The organism is Sphingobium indicum B90A, from assembly GCF_000264945.2.
Taxonomy (GTDB): domain Bacteria; phylum Pseudomonadota; class Alphaproteobacteria; order Sphingomonadales; family Sphingomonadaceae; genus Sphingobium; species Sphingobium indicum.
Genome location: NZ_CP013070.1, coordinates 2966296 through 2984337 on the forward strand (window position 1 = coordinate 2966296; position 18042 = coordinate 2984337).

The following is an 18042-nucleotide window of genomic DNA, read 5'->3' on the forward strand; positions in this document are numbered from 1 at the left end:
TTCAACCCCTCCAGTATCGACGAATGCGGCGCCGATAATGACGCCCCTTGCGGCCGTGAATGATGGCGACGGTGACGATGGCGCCGTCCGTGGCTTCAACAAGAGCCAGTCGAGCGAGCCGAGCCATGTCGGCTGGCCTGGCGCCATCTGCAATCGCCTCGGCGATTGCCGACCGCGAGATGCTGCATACATGAAGTTCCGCAGCAACCGGGATTTCCTGGTCAGACAAGGACCAGAGATGGTCGATCGCAGCGCGTGTGACGCCGCGCTGGCGAGCGCGCTGCGTGGCGTGTCTCGTCAATCGGTCAAAGGCAACTTCAGGCTGCATGGCAAACCTCCTTGGTTGCCTGCACCCTAGCTCATTCCGGAGTTTACTGGTTACCTTTCGTGTAATTTATCTGAGAATATTTATGGTAAGATAAAGATCGCCAATGCGGTGAACCGTCTTGAACCACGCTAAAGCTCCAGCCGCTCATGGCTGGGGCTTAGCAACCAGCGAGACAGTTGTTCCACGACCTCATCGATCGATCGCTTGAGAGCACACTCCCACACAACCGCAATCCGCCAACCGGCGGCTCGAAGCCGTTCCTCATTGTTTCGGTCCCGCGCCAAGTTCGTCGCGAACTTTTCTGCCCAGAATTCCGACCGGGTCGCGGGTGAAGTGGCATAGCGGCATCCCTCGTGCCGGTGCCAGAAACATCCGTGGACGAACACGACAGCCTTGTAGCGGGGAAAGACCAGATCAGGCCGCCCCGGCATCGACCGGACATGCAGCCGATATCTGAAACCGCGAGCATGCATTGCACGCCTGAGTGTGACTTCAGGGCCGGTATCCTTCCCCCGAATCCCTGCCATCATCCTGGAGCGTGTCGCTGCGTCGACAATGTCGACCATTTCTTTTCCTCTGGCTAGTTCGGCCCGCCCTGGTATGAGAGCGACGCATGGGGGATTTCGGATAGATGAGCCGCAGCTTCAAGACTGTCGACCTGTTCGCGGGCCCTGGCGGCCTGGCCGAGGGGTTTTCATCCCTGCGCAATGCGGAAGGCAAACGGATCTTCGATATTGCGCTTTCTGTCGAGAAGGAGCCCTCTGCGTTCGCAACGTTGCGACTGCGAGCCTTCACCCGCCAGTTCACAGCACTACCGGATTGCTACTACCAGTATCTGGCTGGCGAGATCACCAGACAGACGCTGGCCGATCGCTATCCGGAAGAATGGAAAGCCGCGGAAGACGAAACCGCGATGCTCGAGCTGGGGACCGAAGATGCCCAGCAGGCACTGGATCCCTGTCTCGATCGCATCAGGAAAGAGGCCGATGGCGACACAATCGTCATAGGCGGGCCTCCCTGTCAGGCATATTCGCTGGTCGGGCGGGCCCGGAACCGGGGTATCAAGAATTACGATCCCGCGACAGACCATCGCCATTTCCTGTATCGCGAATACATCCGCATCCTGGGTCGCCTTCAACCGATCGCTTTCGTCATGGAAAACGTGAAAGGCATGCTGTCTTCCAGGGTGAAGGGCGAAAGCATTTTCGAGCGGGTGCTGAACGATCTGAGAGCAGCAGGCGGAGAACCCGACAGCTATACCCTCCTTCCTCTCGTGGACGGGGCCAAGGGCAGACATGCCGGTCGCGTGATCCGGAGCGAGGACTTCGGCATCCCGCAGTGCAGGCATCGCGTGATTCTCCTGGGCATCCGGAGCGACGTGCTTGCCAATATCCCCGCTTCCACATTCGGTCGCACGTTGGAACCGGCAAGCCGAACCACGGTCGCAAGCGTCCTGACAGGCATGCCAGCATTGCGCAGCGGATTGAGCCGGAGCCCCGACACCCCCGACAACTGGCGCGTCGCAGCGGTATCCGCGTTCCGTACTGCCGCATCAGCGTGCCGGAATGACGGCACCTGGCTCAACGACGTCGCCAAGGCGCTTTCCGAACATGCCCGGCAACTCGAAGCCGCAGAGAATATGCTTCCGCGTTCCAGCCGGCAGGTGACACCAATCAAGGACAACAGGCTGGGCGCCTGGCTTGCAGACGAACGATTGCCAACCCTCCCCAACCACGAGAGCCGCGGACATATGGAGAGCGATCTGGCGCGTTATGCATTTGCAGCGACCTTCGCGGAAAAATTCGACCGCTCGCCCAAGGCCGAAGAATTCCCGGCTGCCCTGGCTCCCGACCACAGCAACTGGGAGAGCGGCCATTTCGCCGATCGTTTCCGCGTCCAGCACTGGAAAGCACCCTCGACGACGGTGACCAGCCACATTTCCAAGGATGGTCATTACTTCATCCATCCGGATCCCGCGCAGTGCCGCAGCCTAACCGTCAGGGAAGCTGCCCGACTGCAGACCTTTCCGGACAACTACTTCTTCGAGGGCAACCGGACGCAGCAATATGTGCAGGTCGGCAACGCCGTTCCGCCGCTGCTCGCCCGGCAGATCGCCGAGCTGGTGGCAGACATATTGAACAGCTGACCGAGCGAGGCATCCGTCAGTAAAAGGCCTCCAGACGGGTCACTATCTGGAGAGCGGCCCGGGATTGGCTCTCCGACGGAACCTTGCCCGGGATCTGCGCACATACGCCCAGTATCGATTGCTCCTTCGGGTTGAGCTTGCCGATCGACTTGCCGAAGGCCAGCACGTTCGACCAATATTCTCCCCCCTGCAGCACAACCTCAGCCTGGGCATTGATGCTGTCACGTTCGACACGTTCGCGCCGCTGATCCCTCTTGAAATCGCGGGCCTGCGATGGGTCGATCAACGTGTCGTGGAATTCTCGTTCATATGTGACTGAGCGGGCAGAAAGCTGGGACCAGCAGGCCTGCTGCTTCGCCCATTCGCTCATGTTGCGGATGCCCGTTGGAGGATTGGTGATCACGTCATTGGCTGCTTCGGCAGCGACCAGACAGGCTCTTTCGAGGATAACCGGAACCCGCTGCATCCGCCAGACCTGATCAAGGTCGACGGTACGCTTTCTCGCTTCGGCATCGTGAACCACTTTGGCGAAGGCATAGGTAACGATGTTGGCACGATAGCCGCCCGCATACCAGGTCTGGGCCGGCACCACCCGTTCGAGGTTCCTGAAGATGATCGCCTTGGCAACGAGGCGCTTGTACCAGACCTCGTCAAACCGATCTGCCCCTGCCTTGCTGTCGCTCCATTCCTCGCCGATCACCCTGGCCAGTTCGCCGAAATTCTTCTGTGCACCCCTGCTCACGATATGCGGCTTGCAACGCCAAGAGTTCTCGAACTTGGCCAGATCCGTCTTCGTGAAGAACTGGGTGCGTGGAAACTCGGCATCAAAGCGCTTGCGCTCTGCCGGCGAACGCCTCGCCCGCTCATCAGCGAACTGACCGCGAGCCCGCTCGTAGAACCACTTGGACTCGCGATAATGAACATCGCCAGCCGGAGCGAGAACACGCCGGGAGAATTCCTGCATGTGCACATGAAACGGATGGTTCGCGAAGAAATCCGCAGCGTTCACCTTGTTCTGGCTGTTTGCAAATTCCGATATCCGGGGAACGATCTCCTCGGCCCGCTCAGGTGGGACTATGGTCAGCTTCATCTGGACAAACACGTCCTTGAGCTGATCGAGCTTTCTCGCGGCATGGATCGATGCCGTGGTCTGCCCTCCGTTCACAATCTGCAGATTGTCGGCCGACATGAGGAAAAGGCCTTCACCCATGTCCGAAATCTCGACCGCGTCGGCCGTGGCCGTGAGGCCATTGTTGTAGGAGAAGAACATTTCCGGCTGGTCCCGGATCGTGTCACGAATCCCCCGATTCACCTTGTTGCGGGCCTGGAGGAAGCTCCGGACATTGGCCTCAAGCAAACGGGCACCCCACTTGTCGTAGATTGCGGCCAGCTGGGTGCCCGGGATGACAGCGATGTAGCTTTCGAAAGGAGCGCCATCGAACGAGGTCTTGAGAACAGGGATCGCGCCGTCATAATCCGCGGCGAAATCGATAACCAGGTCTTCGCGGGTCTGCCCCGAGGAAATGAACCGCTGGATGCGCGACAGATCCCAGACATTCGAGGTGACAGGAATTCCCCCGATCTCCCCGATAGGTTGGGCGTCCGTTCTTGCCTTGTTGACCCGATTGGTCACGAGAAGCAGCTTGATCTTGCCAATCTTCTTCCAGGAACGTGCGATCAGATCGGCGAGAACGAACCCCTTGCTGGTTTCCTCGAGCCCTTCGCGAAAGGATTGCCTCACGGCGGCCACGATGAAGTTGGCGAGGCGCTTCAGCTGACTGTTGATCTCGTCCTTGCCTATCGACTTCGGTTCGTCGGAAAGAACGAAATCGCAGACGGCCATCGTCAGTACGCCTTCCTCGTCATCCTGATCCCAGCCATAAGCATCGACGTGAAGCGGTTTCGTTCCGTCCTTGCCATCAAAATAGCAGAGACCGAGTGACGAGACCTCGCCCGCCTCGTCGAGAATGTCGCCGATCTTCTCGAGAAACGCCTCGGCCGTGATCAGCCCCATGGCATCCGCATCGCCCTGGACATCGGCGATGAGTTCCCGGTGGAATTCCGCAAGTTCCTCCATGCGCTTCAATCCCCCCTGATCACGGTATCCAACAGGCCTGTTTCGACAGCGAAGGGCTGGCATGAATCGAGCGCAATCGTGTAGCGGACTGAACCCACCCCCGAAGGCAGCGGCGCAGGAATTCGAGGAAAATCGCCCTCCACCTCGAAATCCTGCGTCCTTCCCACAATCCAGCCACGATCCGAATAGTCGTCGTCAGCATCGAAGCCTGCCGCCTCGATCGCGGCTTCCCACATCTCGAGAGCTGCAAGATCTCCCTCCAGAAAGCGCGCGCCCACCCGAAGCACGTGGTCGGTCAAGGTCATGCCTGACGGTCCGGATGCGACGTCCACATCGCAGACACGCAGGAACAGGCGCGCACCGTCGACATCTGCCAGTTGGTCCTCCGAGGATATCTGCACGTGCGGACGCGCCGCACCTCTTCTCGCCTTGACCTCCACCAGGCACCTGCCGATCTCGAAATCCTTCGCGGATCCTTCCGGTCCCTTCCACGCTTCGATCGCAGCCCGGGGGCCGAGGAGATCGCAGAGATGTGACAGGAAATGCAGCTCTCCGACCAGGCCGCGCTGTTCCTCGATCGAAAGACGTGCCGAACGCCCGCCGCGCAGAAGATGATGCCAACGCAATGTCCTGCGGATCGATCGAACCAGTGCGTCCCGCGCCGTCGAAGCCGCCTCCCCTGCCTTCACCACGTCATGACAAAGCGTCGCGAACAGCTCACGCTGCTCTGGTTCCCGGAGGACAATGACAAGCGCCCGCGTACCCGGAATGTCCCGATACCGGAGATCCAGGCTGCGCATTTTCGGCAGCGGCATGATTTCCTCGGCGCCCGCGGCCAATCGAAGGATCAGGGCTGGCTCACCGCGTTCGGATACCCACCAGAAGAAATCCCATCGCCCAGCGGAATCGACACGGCGTGCATCAATGCCACCCGATACAAGTCCCTCCCACGGATGCTCAATCGTCGTCATCGCGGTCATCCTCGTCCGTATCGTCCTCGCCGAAGAGCTCGCGCAGCTTGGTCGTGTTGAAGATATACTCCACCTTCTGGTCCGGTCGGGAGGATTTGGGGAAGCTGATGCTCCACGCAACAACAGAAGCATCGGGCAGAATGGCATGATCATCCAAATCTATATTTGCCCGCTTGATGTCGAGATGGAAGAGCACAAGGAGCGGCCGTTGGCGCACCGCGCGGTAAATCCAGTCGGGATAGTTGACGGATTCACTTTCGGCCTTCTTTTCGTCCTTGCGGTACTGAACCTCAGCCAGCTTGGCACTTTCCGACATAACCCCGGTCTTCTCGACGCCGCGCGAGGCAACCCTGGACCGCTTGCCGCTGATGGCCAGAATACCGCTCTTAAGTTCCGCCGGTCCGATCGATCGTTCGAGAGGCACGATATCCCGGTCACCAATTTTTCTGGAAGGCCTCTCTCCATTCTCGCTTCGGCTCGCCAGAAGGATGTCCCATTCAGTCAGTTCGTCTTCTGCCCTGGACGCGATATACTTCCTGATCGGCCCTGTGTCCGAAAGCACTGAATCCCGGCAGTTGTCATATTCTCTCAGGAAATCGTCAACCAGCCGGACCGGGACCTGGCTGAGCAGCTTGCCGCCAGAGACACTCTCTTCCGAGCCCGGCCCGTGACCCGCTACCGTCATGGCCTCGATGAACCGAAGCGCCGCCCTCCTGTTACGGTCAAGCGAGCCAGGGTCTGCAGACAGCTTCGTCGTTTCGACAAAATTGTTCGAAAGCCCGATCATGACATGCTTTTCGCCCGACCCCATCTTGTTGCGCGCCGTTACCAGAAGGGCACTGGGATGGCTGCGGACAGCGAGGCCGAACATTTCCGGAGTGGCCTTCGCGCGTTCCATCCGCTTGAGTTCAGCCTGCAATTCCTCCGTGGCCTCGGCTATGTGCGCGTACCAGCCAGCCGCCTCCTCCAGCATCCAGATGCGGCAGACATCCTCATAGTTCGAACGATATCCGAACCACCGCCCCATCTGCATCAACGTGTCGTACATCATGGAATTGCGCAGGAAGTAGGATACGGTGAGGCCTTCGAGAGTCAGGCCGCGGGATAGGGAAAATCCTCCCACCGCAATCACCGTGAGACCGGTTCCTCCCGCGTTGTCATAGTCAAGCGCACCTGGCGACGCGCTGTTAACTGCAACAACGGACGCTGATGCAAGAACGGGCAGGAGATTAGCCTGAATCTCCGGCCAGTTGGGGAAGGCGTCCGAATATTCCTTCTCCCAGCAAGCCTTCAGCGCGGCAATTTCAGGATTGGCTAATGCACCTTCGCCTTTAGCGGCATCGACCCTGACAGCGCTCTCGATGCGGTCGACGATCTCGTGCAACCGGTTGCGCAACAGGTTCTGGACACCAGTGAACCGCGACGCGTTAACGAGCATCGAGGCGTGCTGGCCTGCCTGCCCACGCAGGTTGCGTATCGTCCGTGCAACGACGAATGCGCGAAGCGCGGCTATCATGCTGTCCGGCAGTTCGTCGACCGGATGGTTGATCCTGTGTTTCAGCGGCAGGACATCTTCGTTGTCTGTGATGTAGCGCAAATATCGTGGTGGCGCATCGTCGGGCATTCCATCGATGAACACCTTGCGGGGGCCAAAATAGTTGGTCGGTGCATCAAGGCCGATGATAAAATGCCTCGGGAAGAGATCCTGCTTCCCGACCTCGTCCTCGGAATCCGGGTCGATGAATATGTTCGCGAATGGCGTTGCCGTGTATCCCACATAGCAGCTGCGGTTGAAAAGGCCGAGCAGCTCCCGGATCTGGCCGTTGATCCGTGAAACCTCATCCTTGCCGTACTTGATGTTGATGGAAGCATTGTCCGCTTCGTCGTCGATCAGCAGCATGGGCTGATCAACCATTTCCGATCCTCGGCTGACACTATGTTCCTTCAGCCAGTCGACCAGATTCCCCAGAGTGCGAGAGTTCTTCTTGATGACGAGAACGACCGGCACGGCATAGGAGGAAATCTGACTGGTATTCGTGGTCGCCGTCGCCTTGTTGAAATCCTTGATCGTGTTTGTGAGGCTGACCGGCACACGGCGATCATCGAAATTGCCTACGCCAATGGTCCGCGGCCTCGACTTGCCCTTGCGCTGTTCAAGGCGGCCGGTGTCGCGGCCGATGAAACCCTCATCGATCCGTCCCTGGGTCTGATTGCGCAGGTTGTTGTGGATACCGGCGATGACGACGATCAGGCGATAGCCCGCATCGGCGGCCTTGCAGATCAGCCCGGTGTAGTTTGCTGTCTTGCCGCTCTGGACATGGCCAACGACCATACCCTTGCGCTCCCACGCAGCGTTCTCGCCGGGATTGCCCATCCTGTCGAGTACGCGATCGGTCACCTCGTCCATGGCGATGATGACATCGCGAGGCATGCGCTGCGACCTGAGAAGCTGCTCGTAGCGTTTCCAGTAATAGGCGTCGATGAGACCTTTCGCTCTCGCATCATGGAGCCAGGGTCTGAATTCCTGATCCTCGACGATCGCGCCAAGACCCATGCTGATGCCGACCCGTTCCTCGAGCTCACGCGCCAGCATCTCGGCATCTTCGTCGGACACCTCGGAGAATGTCGGCAGGATACGCATGGTAGTGACCGCATCGCGTATGCTTTCGGGCGTGGGCGGCGTCTGCCTGGCAACCAGCTGGGACACCATGGTGTCCAGCAGCACGAGAGTTTCAGTCATCGTCCGCGGGGTCCTTCATCATTTCATCAAGCAATTCTTCAGTCACGTTCCACGCGCTGCGGAAGGGCTCCAGCTGCCGCAGAACCGTATCCACCTGCTCGCGATCACAGCCTTGGGCGACCAGCCTCGGAACCATCGCTTCCAGCGTCTGGCGGATCGTGGCGGCGTCCACTTCATCTGCGCGGATTTCTTCCGCGCTTCCGGCGAAGTCGGCATGAAGGGCCTCAATCGGCAGAGAGGCACCAAGCAGCGAGATACAGTTGGCAAAACCCTGCCGCAGCTCTGGCGGCAGACTCTCGGAAAAGCTGGCAAGCGCCGGGTGTTCGGGGTCGGGGCGGAAAACAATGACTCCATCCCTCTGCATGCGCTGCCAGACAGGCATGCGGTGTTCATCGACGAGACGCTGCCCTCTGCGCTGGTAGGTGCGCTTCGATGTCTGGGAGAAGCGCTCGACAATATGACGCATCCGGTCCCTGACAGCAGGCGGGAGTTGCGCGGATGCCTTCTTGACGTCGATCTTCCACGAAGCATCCATGGTGTTGGGGATATCGACCCGTATGCGGCACAGTTTGGTCAGCTCGGTCTGGCGAGCCAGCCCCAGCCAGCTTCCCGCGATGATCAACCTGCGTCCCCTGTAGATGTAGAAACCCTGTGACCGCAGATGCCCCTCCGGCCCTCCCAGTTCATCCCATTCCTGTTTGGACATCGCCTTGTGGTGAGGCAGGGTGAAGCACTGGAAGGACACGATCCCGCCAATGAGCTGGAGCCGGTCTTCGGGATCTTCCTGATGCGCGGGATGCTTTCTCGCGAAAGGATCGATCGCCTGGAGGCATCGGCCATTGAGCCAAATCGAGATCGGCTTTGCACGTTCATCCATGAAACGGTGGAAGACGAGACGAAGATGTCGTTCCGCCTGCGAGATCGCCCGATTCATGTGATCGGCACGCCGCCCTCGGTCATGAGTTATCCCGCCTGACAGCCGGTCCAGTTCCTGCCACACGACGAGGGTGCCGGTTTCGCCCAGACGCTCGGACCATGGAACGGCAGAAGGATCATCGTGGACGCTGATGCTCCATTCGTTCGTCCGGGCGACCTCATCGAGATCCCAGATGGCACAGCATGACTGTCCGTCACGCCGTGTGAGAACGGTCAGCCGACGGCATTGAGAGAAACTGGCACTCTTCAGACCCAGTCCGAAACGGCCAAGATCATGTTCGTCGCGATCATCGAGAGGATTTCTGCTGCCCGGGCGCATGGCCTCCACAAGCTGCGCCTCGGTCATGCCTGAACCGTTGTCCAGTATTCCGATCGCAGGCATTTCTCCAGAGGTATCGGAAAGAATGTCGATACGCGTGGCCCGCGCCGTGATGGAATTGTCGATGATGTCCGCAAGGGCAGTGTCGAGCGAATAGCCGATATCCCGCATGCTTTCGATCAGAGCCGATGCATGGGGGGTGGCGTCCGCCCTTCTCGCCGCTGCAGCAGCAGAGAATTTCATGCCCGACTTTCCATAATCATACCCCCAAATGTCCCCCGTCACCCATGGCTCTCGATCGGTTACCGAATCACTGATTGCATGCCAGTACGTCAGATCCGGTCGCAGCTTGCTCACATGCGCCAGCTGCCAGCATCAGCCGCTCGTGCATCATGTCTCTGAGTTCCTGCGGGCCATCGATCACGACGCTGCCACCCCAAGTGAACAGGTGATCAGCCAGCTCCCTGAGGCCTCCGCTTCGAAAACTCACCACCAGCTCGTCATTCCGCTGTTCGACTTGCTGAACGGGATGGAAACGCCAGGAAAGAGCTCTCTCCACGGCTTCAGGACGCACCCGCAGGACTATGTCATGGTCTTCTTCGCGCCAGATACCAAAGCTCTGTGCCAACCAGTGATCGAGATCCCAGTCCTCCGGCACAAGACCGGCCGAGTTGCTCATCCGGACCACGCTCATGCGATCGAGACGATAGAGCACTGGAGGCAGATCCCGGCCCGGCATCCGGCCAACCAGATAGGTCACCGGCCCATGAACAAGTCCGCAGGGAACAACCCGCCTCCATTGTGGAGTGTCGTTCTCGTTCGACACATATTCGAATTCCACGCAGCATCCCGCCATGATCGCCTGCTGGACAGTCGTGAGCGCTTCGGGCGCAGCAGCTACGAGCGGTCCGGCTGGAACAAAGGTTCGCTGAAGCCTTGCCAAGGCATCCAGATCGGGATCGATCCTTCTCCTTTCACGCTCATCAAGCGCGCTTCTCACCTTCGTCAGCAGACTGGCCAAAGGTTCGGCATTCGGAGAGCCGTCACGCCGCCGCGCCTCCACCTCAGCCTGCAGGGCCGCTATCTCCGCGGCGGACGGCCGCGTGTAGATACGGCGCAGCCCCTCGCGAATCCTGAACCGTTTCGACCGATCATCCTGCACTTCCTCGAGATCGAAATGGATGCGGATCACATCGCGCATGCGTTCGGCTGTTCGCCGATCGACACTGATCTCCAGAGCGATTTCGTCAAGCGTCAGCCCCTCGACCGTTTCAGCAAGAAGATGCGCAAGCCGCAATATGCGGTCGAGCTTCGCCATGCGCGCAGTCACGCGTGCCCCCCAGAAGATGACTACTCATGCGACCCCGTTTCTCCCTTTCATGACAGGCATGAAACGACTTGTGAAGAGCTCCGCTGACGCAAACCGATCGCAGCAGTGCCATAGCTCTTTGATTTTTCAGGAGGTGGGATGCGGAATGTCCGCAACACTCATTAGGATGCACCAGTTCGACATGGGCTGCGAACCGCCGAAGCGTCACTTCGTTTCGCTTGAGCATTGACTTGCCCTCCAGGGCAGGGAACAATTTCCATCATGCTGAACACCCCCGCTCTGCCCAGGGTTCACGTGCCGATAAAGCGGTCGGAAGACGTCATTCCGCATCTCGGGTCTCCCACGCACTGGCAGCCCGGGCGATCGGCCAAGTCGGTCGCAGATTCATGGTTCGGCGCGAACGGGATACCTGCTTCGGTCGCTTCGGTGATATCCGGAGATCCCGTTCTGTCCGGCGCCATCCTTGTCGATGCATTTCTCGAGCGATCGACCGATCTCGGAGACGGGGGGCGGGCAACCCAGACCGATCTGATGGCGATCGTCCGCACCGGCGATCGGCTTGCAATCCTTGCGATCGAAGCGAAGGTCGACGAAACTTTCGGGCCGACAGTGAAGGAATGGCTGGAAAAGGACGAAACCGAGCCGGCCACCCGTCGGCGCAGACTCGTCAGCCTGTGCGGGCTGCTTGGCCTCGATCCCGGCAAGGTCGATCATATCCGCTACCAGCTGATCCACAGGACAGCAGCCGCACTTCTCGAAGCGAAAAGATATTGCGCCACCGAGGCGGCAATGCTCGTCCAGAGTTTCTGCCCCAAACGCTCATGGTTCGAGGATTATCAGGCTTTTGTCCATGCCATGGGTCTTGGCGAAGCGGCGCCCAGCGCACTTACCCGAACGCGCGATTGCGACGGAATTACGCTGAGGCTGGGCTGGGTTGCAGAGGACGTCGTGGGGCCGTTCACAAGGCTGCGTACACCAAGAACCGTGCCCGCGCTTACCGAATTGGGACGGGTTCAGCTGTCGAAATCCTTCTTCATGCGGGAGATGCTTCATTCCGAGGTCGCGATGATCCATGGGCTGAACAATGCTCCCGACGATCCCGAGCTTGCCATCAAGGCGGGAAGCCACCTGTGCCAAGAGCTGCTAGAACCCCTGCAGGATCACTGGGGTCGCCTCGCCATCAGATCCGCCTATCGATCCAGCGAGGTGAACGGCTTCTGCAACGCCATGCAGCGCCAGAAGAAGCCCGGATATACCTGTGCTTCCAATGAAGCGAATTGCGCCAGTCATATCTGGGACCGGCTCGATGCCAATGGCTATATGGGCGCCACCGCCTGCGTGATCGTTCCAGCCTTCTGGGCCAAGCATCAGAAACCCGGGGACTGGCAGATCATCGCCCGGTGGATACACGAGAACCTGCCCTATTCGACGCTGCAGTTCTTTCCGACCTACTGGGCTTTCAACATCGGCTGGCACGAGAATCCCGAGCGCAAGATCTCCAGCTTTGCTGACCCCAAGGGCATCTTCACGCCCTGAAGTCACGCATTGGAATACACATCGTCCCAGGACCAGAACGACCGGCGTCAAAGGAAACGCGGCATGACCGCCAGATTGGCAAGCCATGCCGCGCGGCCGGCCTATGGTTTCCGGCCTGGTGGGCCTCGTGCGGGGTCGCCGCCATTCCCACCCCCGCGATTGATCCGCCCCACGGTGCGGCGTCTCCCGCGGTCCCCGCGCTTGTCGGGTCCGGGTCCCCGTCTATCCTCATGCCGCCTCAGGCACCCCAGCGATCGTTTCGATTTCCGCGATCCTCTGGAATTCGGTCAGATATTCCTGTCGGTTATATGACAGCCAGCGCACGACGTTCGCATTGCCAAGCAGTTTCGACACATATCCCCGCACCAAGGTCAGATGAAGGTTATCGATCCCGTAATTTTCCTCGACAGATTTTATCCGGGTCTGAAGAATGACAAGCTCACGCTCCATGCGTGCGAGTTGCTGGCTGTTCGGTGGTTCCGTGGACTTTACTGCCTTTCCGGGCGGCTTCGCCAGTTGTTCCTTGGGGGTGGCGGCCAGCAGCACACGAGCGAAGACAGCCGTAAAATTGTTCTGCCCGATCATAAGATCGGCTACTTCGGCCTGCCGCACGGCTGACATGCGGCGGAGCACATCGAAGACCACAATGGGGCAGTTCTTGTCCTTGAGCATTTCTGCAGCATCGGAACCGATGCCATCCAGCAACCGCGAACGCTTTCTGATCGTCTGGACCTCAAGGCCCAGGGCATCGGCAATCTGTTCGGGCGAAACGCCCCGATCGATTGCCCGGACGATCATCCGGTGCTCCTGGACTGGAGGCAGACGGTTGACCCGCTTGTTGTATGTATATGTATCTTCATCCGTGGCGACGAGACACTCGACACTCGTGATGCCAAGCTGTTTCAGCACCTCGATGCGCAAGTGGCCATCGAGCAGATAATATTTTCCGTCTCCGCTAGGTGCAGGCAATACCACTGGCGGTTCAACCAGACCGATGGCCTTTATGGAACTCACTATCTGGGCATATTTCCTGCTCTCTGAGATTCCATCACGCAAAACCTTGAGAGGCACTATCGCATCGACTGGCACCGAAACATATTCTCTCAGGAAGGCTGCACGCACCGACCCGTCAGCCGTATGATCGGAGCAAGGTGCATCAACAGGTCCGTCAGGTTTAGACATTGCCACTCATCCTGAGTTCGAGCGCCCGCGGCATTCTTTCAAGCCCCTCAGCCCGCAGCAGCGTCGTGAAGCTTTCCTCGGAAAGCAGATCTTTCATAGCCTCCACGATGAACAGAAGGCGGGTTTGCGTGAAATCCGATTTCTTCACGAGAAGACGCTGCTTCTCGGCCTCTCGCTGGTAGATCTCCATGAGATCGCTGGGAGTCAGCTTCCGCTTCCCGCCTCGCCGGCCAAGGCGAGCCGACTGCAGACCCTTGTGCCCGCTGCGCAAGCGCATATCCAGTAGTCGCCGAACCGCGGCCAGTTTCTTGCCCCGAAGCTTGCCGCTGTCATAGGCATCCAGGAGGAGATCCTGCGCTTCCGCTGTTCCGGCACGTGATATTTCGACAGCGAGGGTGATGGGCAGGAGGCCGGTCTCGACGGCCGAAAGCAACCTCTCCTCACCGCGATCCAGGAGCGCCAGGACCAGACTGACCCATGAAACGCTGACACCGATCCTTTCGGCGATAGCCACTTCCGTGTGGCCGCGATCACGGAGTGCGCCGATTTCCTTCATGAGGTCGATCGGTCTCTGTACGCGCCGCGCGATATTCTCGACGAGGCTCATGACAAGGCATTCGCTCTCGGGCGCATCGATCACCACGGCAGGAATCTCGGTCTGTCCAAGCATCTGGAAAGCCTCAAGCCGACCTTCTCCGCAAACAAGATCGTAACGCGGCCCATCGGCATCATCGCGCCGACTGACCTTTATTGGCCGTTTCAAGCCAATCGCTTCGATATTGCTGGCAATTTCCCTGTGCTGGCGCTTGTTGCGCGCCCGCGGATTGAGAACCGTTATCCGCGAGATCGGGATCATTTCGATCACCTGAGGGCCGAACATATCCATCAAGCAGCCTCTGCGATACGGGCGGGTGCGGCGATCTCGTAGAAATAGTCGAGATCGTCGAATCGATAAGCATCCAGGGAAAGGCCGTTCTCTTCTGCGAGTTTGAGGCGCTCGGATACGATGTCCAGACGGGGAAACAGATAATAGTCCAGTGGAAGACGATTGGTCTGATTCATTCGGACAACCACGGTAATGTCAGGTGCCAGCGAGGTGTCAAACCGCAGCTTCCATCGCAGCAGGCCCGTTGGCGTGGACATGCAGCGAACGATTATCACCGAAACGCTGATCTCGCCGTTGACATGGACCTGCGCGCTGCCATCAATTTCGCTGACATCGCTTCCGGCCTGACGAAGGCCGTCCAGTACCTGCGAAAAAATCTCGGGATGCATTCGGCGCAGTGCGCGATTGATCTCGACATACCTATAGTCCCGATCAGGTCGGAACCCGACAAGACTGTAGGCGCGCAGCAAGCTCCCAAACCGGCAACTATAGGCGCTGCTCGAAGGCAATTCATCGCATTCGTCGATGATAAGCCCGGACAGAAGTCCCTGACGCTCATAAAGGCCGCGCAGTGCTCCCAGCATCTCCTCGTCGGACAGGCGGAACGAACGTGCACTGATGATCGAATGGGCGGCTTCGAACAGATCACGCTCGACAATCGCTTCGAATGCGTCCCGCGCACGGATCCACGAGCCCGGTTCGTTCCGGACGCGTTTCCTCTTGAGCTTGAAGGACTGCCGGTTCCATACATTGTCACCGACGTACTTCTCGTTGATGAGCAACTGGTGCACGGTGCCACGTGTCCAAGGCCTCCCGAGATCCGTTGCTACGCCACGCGAATTGAGCTCGTCCGCGATATCCTGTTCGCTGCAACCATCGTGGACGAAAGCGCGATAAACCTCGCGCACGATCGCCACTTCCTCCCAAGGCCCCGGGGCGAGAATGACCCTGTCGGTCTGGATGCTCTTGTGCTCTCCGCGCCTGAGGACACCTTTCTCGGCACCATGTTCGTCGATCAGAGTTCTTCGGAGCCCGAAACCAGCCGGACCTCCCTGCCGAAAGCCTTTCTCGATGAGTCGGCCCTGTCCGGCAAAGACCTTGGCGGATAATTCGCGGCTGTATTCGCTCGCCATGGCGCGCTTGACGCCCTTGACGATGGTGGCAACCGGGCTGCCGTCATTCTCGAATTGCTCCGCGCAATATTCGACCGAGATGCCCGCACGACGGCAGATATATTCGTAATATGCACTTTCGTCGGCGTCCTGAAACCTGCCCCAGCGGCTGACATCGTAAACCAGCACCATGGTGAAATCGATGTTGCGAGTCTGCACATCCTCGATCAGTTGCTTGAGCGCATCGCGCCCTTCGATCTTCAGACCGCTCTTTCCTGCGTCGGTATATGTCCGGACAATCCTGATGCCGCGCGCCTCGGCATAGCTGCGGATTGCCTCCGCCTGGTTCTCGGTGGAATATTTCTGGTGATCCGTGGACATGCGAACATATTCGGCGGCGCAGACTGGCGGAGATGTTTCCCGTCCTGAATCCTGATGAGCGCGCCATTCCGGCATTTCGACGATCTCCCCGCCTTTCCGCGGCGTGTCTTTCAACCTTGCCGTCCTGAAGGCGTTTCCGCCGAGTCGGGCGCAGGGTGACCCGGCGAATATAGGTAAGGAGGAGGAGCAACATGTTTCCTAAAACAGGCAAAAAGTTGCCGCCGAGTGGAGAGGAACTGGCATTTGCGGCCATGATGTCCGAAGCGCTTGTGGGACATCTGGGCCAGACGCATCAGGCAGTGAAGATCGTCATGCGATGGACAGGGGCGAGTGAACGGAGCGTCAAGCATTGGCTTGCCGGGGTGCACGCGCCACGCGGGATGCACCTCCTCGGCCTGATGCGAAATTCGGATGAGGTATTGCGGCGGTTGCTCATAGCATCGGGGCGGGGCGACGTGCTGGTTGCGCTCGAAGTCTCCGCTCTGAGAGAAAGGCTGATCGAGACACTTGCCTTCATAGACAAGTTTTTCCCTTCACCCGTCGGGAGAACATGACGGAGCGGGATGGTTACGGCGACCAAATCGATTCCGCCCCGTCAGGTCATATCCTCCCGGAGATCGGCGCCCGACGTCTGATCACGCTTCATCGGATACCTGAACCGGCAGATTTCCAATGGCGCGATACATATTCCGCTTGAACCTTCGCGCGTGTCGAGCAATTTGGTCACACTCCTCGAGAAAGCCGGGGAGTGGGGCGTGGAAACCCTTCTTACAGGACTCGGTCACGGATTTTCCGGGGCCGGGTGGCATGCGCGCATGTCCAGCCGGCAACGGTAAAGGCGCATGCGCCTGTCTGTAAGCAGGTTTCCAACATCCGGCTCTGGCCGTCGCCCCGAGAGGACATAGGTGCGACGACGAGGTGCAGAGCCAGGCCGTCGCCCACGGGGATGGAGGTGCGACGGGGGATGGACGCATTCGAAGAACTGGTAGCTGAGGTCCTGCGCGCGGACGGCTACTGGGTGCATCGGGGTTACAAGATCGATCTCGCCCCGGAAGACAAGCGCGCTCTGGGAAACCCTTCGATGCCGCGCCCGGAGATAGATCTGGTCGCGTACAAGGCCGGAACAGGGGAACTCCTGTCGCTGGAGTGCAAAAGCTACTTCGATAGCGGCGGCGTCCATGCCCGCGACCTGCTTCCGGGCGGACGGAATGCCCAGCGCTACAAGATGTTCGTCAATGCCGAATTGCGCGAGATGGTGCTCCAGCGCCTTGCGCAGCAGCTTGTGAAGAGCGGCACGGTCGCCGGCAATCCGACACCGAAGCTGGGCCTGATCTACGGTCATGCGACCGCTGCCAACAGCAAGATCCTCGAAAGCCATTTCGAAGCGAATGGCTGGGGCCTTTATGGGCCTGAGTGGCTCCGCGTCCAGCTCCAGCGGATGGCCCTTCGATCCTACGACAATCAGATAGCCAGCGTGGTGGCCAAATTGCTGCTGCCGCGCAAGGAAACCATCATCCGGGAGGAAGCCGCATGAGATCCTTCGTTGCCGCTATAGCCATCATCCTTGCAACTCCCGCAGTCGCTCAGACCGACGCACATGAGCGCTGGAACGTGACGAGCGAGACAACCCCTCTCACCGGCTCACGCTTCATGTCGGCAGGCATAGAATCGTCGAACCGGCTGCTCAATATGCTAGGCTATCAAGCTCGGGCGTCGTTGACACTGCGCTGCAGCGAAGGCTCTCTCGCGGTCTATGTGAACTGGCCGCAGGTCGTCAGCCATGATGGCGAGAATATGTTCGGGCAGCCCAAGACGATGGCGATCTGGCGCATCGACGATCAGAAGCTCGAATCCAATCTCTGGGATATCGACACCACCGGCACGGCTGCGGGCGAATTCAAAAGCCGCAGCGCGCAGAAGCTGCTGGCTTCTTTCGCTGGAGCGAGGAGACTGGTGGTCCGGATGGCTGGGCGGCAGGTGCAGGATGCAGAATTCGATCTTGCCGGTTTCGATGTCGTGGCACCCGAAATCGCAACCGCGTGCGGGATGAAGCTGCAGGGTTGAATGAAGGGCGGTGCGGCAGAAAGGCTGCACCGCC

The 18042-nt window shown here is 59.3% G+C and carries 15 protein-coding genes; 5 read left to right on the forward strand and 10 right to left on the reverse strand.

The genetic code is table 11. From position 1 onward, the window contains the following. Nucleotide 1 precedes the first annotated feature (1 nt). Nucleotides 2-328, reverse strand: a complete 327-nt coding sequence (locus SIDU_RS14465; protein ID WP_007686749.1) for a hypothetical protein — start codon at nucleotides 326-328, stop codon at nucleotides 2-4. Between the two features lie 128 nt (nucleotides 329-456). Continuing rightward, nucleotides 457-894, reverse strand: a complete 438-nt coding sequence (locus SIDU_RS14470; RefSeq protein ID WP_007686751.1) for a very short patch repair endonuclease — start codon at nucleotides 892-894, stop codon at nucleotides 457-459. A 65-nt stretch (nucleotides 895-959) separates the two neighbouring features. On the opposite strand from SIDU_RS14470, the gene SIDU_RS14475 reads away from it, so the two are divergent. Then, the gene (locus SIDU_RS14475; RefSeq protein ID WP_007686752.1) at nucleotides 960-2474 is read left to right on the forward strand and encodes a DNA cytosine methyltransferase; all 1515 of its coding nucleotides are present in this window, start codon (nucleotides 960-962) and stop codon (nucleotides 2472-2474) included. Nucleotides 2475-2490: 16 nt separating this feature from the next. Here SIDU_RS14475 and SIDU_RS14480 read toward each other — a convergent pair whose 3' ends face one another. The 5 genes from SIDU_RS14480 to SIDU_RS14500 all read right to left on the reverse strand — a co-directional run bounded on the left by SIDU_RS14480 (nucleotide 2491) and on the right by SIDU_RS14500 (nucleotide 10835). Then, nucleotides 2491-4551: an AIPR family protein gene (locus SIDU_RS14480; protein WP_007686753.1), complete on the reverse strand. Its 2061-nt coding sequence runs from the start codon at nucleotides 4549-4551 to the stop codon at nucleotides 2491-2493. A gap of 5 nt (nucleotides 4552-4556) precedes the next feature. Continuing rightward, complete coding sequence (locus SIDU_RS14485; RefSeq protein WP_007686755.1) at nucleotides 4557-5522, reverse strand: PD-(D/E)XK motif protein; 966 nt, start codon at nucleotides 5520-5522, stop codon at nucleotides 4557-4559. Continuing rightward, on the reverse strand, nucleotides 5509-8262 hold the full coding sequence (locus tag SIDU_RS14490) for a Z1 domain-containing protein (protein ID WP_007686757.1): 2754 nt from the start codon (nucleotides 8260-8262) through the stop codon (nucleotides 5509-5511). Before SIDU_RS14490 ends, SIDU_RS14485 begins: the two co-directional genes overlap by 14 nt. Next, a complete protein-coding gene (locus SIDU_RS14495; RefSeq protein WP_007686759.1) occupies nucleotides 8255-9760 on the reverse strand; it encodes an ATP-binding protein in 1506 nt (501 codons plus the stop codon). Before SIDU_RS14495 ends, SIDU_RS14490 begins: the two co-directional genes overlap by 8 nt. A 67-nt stretch (nucleotides 9761-9827) precedes the next feature. Next, complete coding sequence (locus SIDU_RS14500; protein ID WP_007686761.1) at nucleotides 9828-10835, reverse strand: helix-turn-helix transcriptional regulator; 1008 nt, start codon at nucleotides 10833-10835, stop codon at nucleotides 9828-9830. Between the two features lie 273 nt (nucleotides 10836-11108). Between SIDU_RS14500 and SIDU_RS14505 the strand changes: the two genes are divergently transcribed. Continuing rightward, a complete protein-coding gene (locus SIDU_RS14505; RefSeq protein ID WP_007686763.1) occupies nucleotides 11109-12383 on the forward strand; it encodes a DUF6946 family protein in 1275 nt (424 codons plus the stop codon). A 228-nt stretch (nucleotides 12384-12611) separates the two neighbouring features. Here the strand turns inward: SIDU_RS14505 and SIDU_RS14510 are convergent, their stop codons facing one another. Genes SIDU_RS14510 through SIDU_RS14520 form a run of 3 tightly spaced genes read right to left on the reverse strand, consistent with a single transcriptional unit; the run spans nucleotide 12612 to nucleotide 15944 of the window. After that, nucleotides 12612-13565, reverse strand: a complete 954-nt coding sequence (locus SIDU_RS14510; protein WP_050983552.1) for a plasmid partitioning protein RepB C-terminal domain-containing protein — start codon at nucleotides 13563-13565, stop codon at nucleotides 12612-12614. After that, nucleotides 13558-14451 (reverse strand): plasmid partitioning protein RepB C-terminal domain-containing protein, encoded by an 894-nt coding sequence (locus SIDU_RS14515; RefSeq protein WP_007686767.1) that lies wholly within the window; start codon nucleotides 14449-14451, stop codon nucleotides 13558-13560. Before SIDU_RS14515 ends, SIDU_RS14510 begins: the two co-directional genes overlap by 8 nt. After that, nucleotides 14451-15944 (reverse strand): recombinase family protein, encoded by a 1494-nt coding sequence (locus tag SIDU_RS14520; protein WP_037507754.1) that lies wholly within the window; start codon nucleotides 15942-15944, stop codon nucleotides 14451-14453. Before SIDU_RS14520 ends, SIDU_RS14515 begins: the two co-directional genes overlap by 1 nt. A gap of 191 nt (nucleotides 15945-16135) precedes the next feature. Between SIDU_RS14520 and SIDU_RS14525 the strand changes: the two genes are divergently transcribed. The 3 genes from SIDU_RS14525 (at nucleotide 16136) to SIDU_RS14535 (ending at nucleotide 18008) form a co-directional block, all read left to right on the forward strand. Continuing rightward, nucleotides 16136-16498: a hypothetical protein gene (locus SIDU_RS14525; protein ID WP_007686769.1), complete on the forward strand. Its 363-nt coding sequence runs from the start codon at nucleotides 16136-16138 to the stop codon at nucleotides 16496-16498. 410 nt (nucleotides 16499-16908) lie between these two features. Further along, nucleotides 16909-17478: a hypothetical protein gene (locus SIDU_RS19690; protein WP_007686770.1), complete on the forward strand. Its 570-nt coding sequence runs from the start codon at nucleotides 16909-16911 to the stop codon at nucleotides 17476-17478. Then, nucleotides 17475-18008: a hypothetical protein gene (locus SIDU_RS14535; RefSeq protein ID WP_129965699.1), complete on the forward strand. Its 534-nt coding sequence runs from the start codon at nucleotides 17475-17477 to the stop codon at nucleotides 18006-18008. Before SIDU_RS19690 ends, SIDU_RS14535 begins: the two co-directional genes overlap by 4 nt. Nucleotides 18009-18042: the final 34 nt, after the last annotated feature.

What these genes read in the sequence shown, in the direction of transcription:
- SIDU_RS14535 (WP_129965699.1), top strand. Translation starts at nt 17,475, where the DNA reads ATGAGATCCTTCGTTGCCGCTATAGCCATCATCCTTGCAACTCCCGCA.
- SIDU_RS14500 (WP_007686761.1), bottom strand. Translation starts at nt 10,835, where the DNA reads ATGGCGAAGCTCGACCGCATATTGCGGCTTGCGCATCTTCTTGCTGAA.
- SIDU_RS14465 (WP_007686749.1), bottom strand. Translation starts at nt 328, where the DNA reads ATGCAGCCTGAAGTTGCCTTTGACCGATTGACGAGACACGCCACGCAG.
- SIDU_RS19690 (WP_007686770.1), top strand. Translation starts at nt 16,909, where the DNA reads ATGGACGCATTCGAAGAACTGGTAGCTGAGGTCCTGCGCGCGGACGGC.
- SIDU_RS14525 (WP_007686769.1), top strand. Translation starts at nt 16,136, where the DNA reads ATGTTTCCTAAAACAGGCAAAAAGTTGCCGCCGAGTGGAGAGGAACTG.
- SIDU_RS14505 (WP_007686763.1), top strand. Translation starts at nt 11,109, where the DNA reads ATGCTGAACACCCCCGCTCTGCCCAGGGTTCACGTGCCGATAAAGCGG.
- SIDU_RS14495 (WP_007686759.1), bottom strand. Translation starts at nt 9,760, where the DNA reads ATGAAATTCTCTGCTGCTGCAGCGGCGAGAAGGGCGGACGCCACCCCC.
- SIDU_RS14510 (WP_050983552.1), bottom strand. Translation starts at nt 13,565, where the DNA reads ATGTCTAAACCTGACGGACCTGTTGATGCACCTTGCTCCGATCATACG.
- SIDU_RS14515 (WP_007686767.1), bottom strand. Translation starts at nt 14,451, where the DNA reads ATGGATATGTTCGGCCCTCAGGTGATCGAAATGATCCCGATCTCGCGG.
- SIDU_RS14520 (WP_037507754.1), bottom strand. Translation starts at nt 15,944, where the DNA reads ATGTCCACGGATCACCAGAAATATTCCACCGAGAACCAGGCGGAGGCA.
- SIDU_RS14480 (WP_007686753.1), bottom strand. Translation starts at nt 4,551, where the DNA reads ATGGAGGAACTTGCGGAATTCCACCGGGAACTCATCGCCGATGTCCAG.
- SIDU_RS14470 (WP_007686751.1), bottom strand. Translation starts at nt 894, where the DNA reads ATGGTCGACATTGTCGACGCAGCGACACGCTCCAGGATGATGGCAGGG.
- SIDU_RS14475 (WP_007686752.1), top strand. Translation starts at nt 960, where the DNA reads ATGAGCCGCAGCTTCAAGACTGTCGACCTGTTCGCGGGCCCTGGCGGC.
- SIDU_RS14490 (WP_007686757.1), bottom strand. Translation starts at nt 8,262, where the DNA reads ATGACTGAAACTCTCGTGCTGCTGGACACCATGGTGTCCCAGCTGGTT.
- SIDU_RS14485 (WP_007686755.1), bottom strand. Translation starts at nt 5,522, where the DNA reads ATGACGACGATTGAGCATCCGTGGGAGGGACTTGTATCGGGTGGCATT.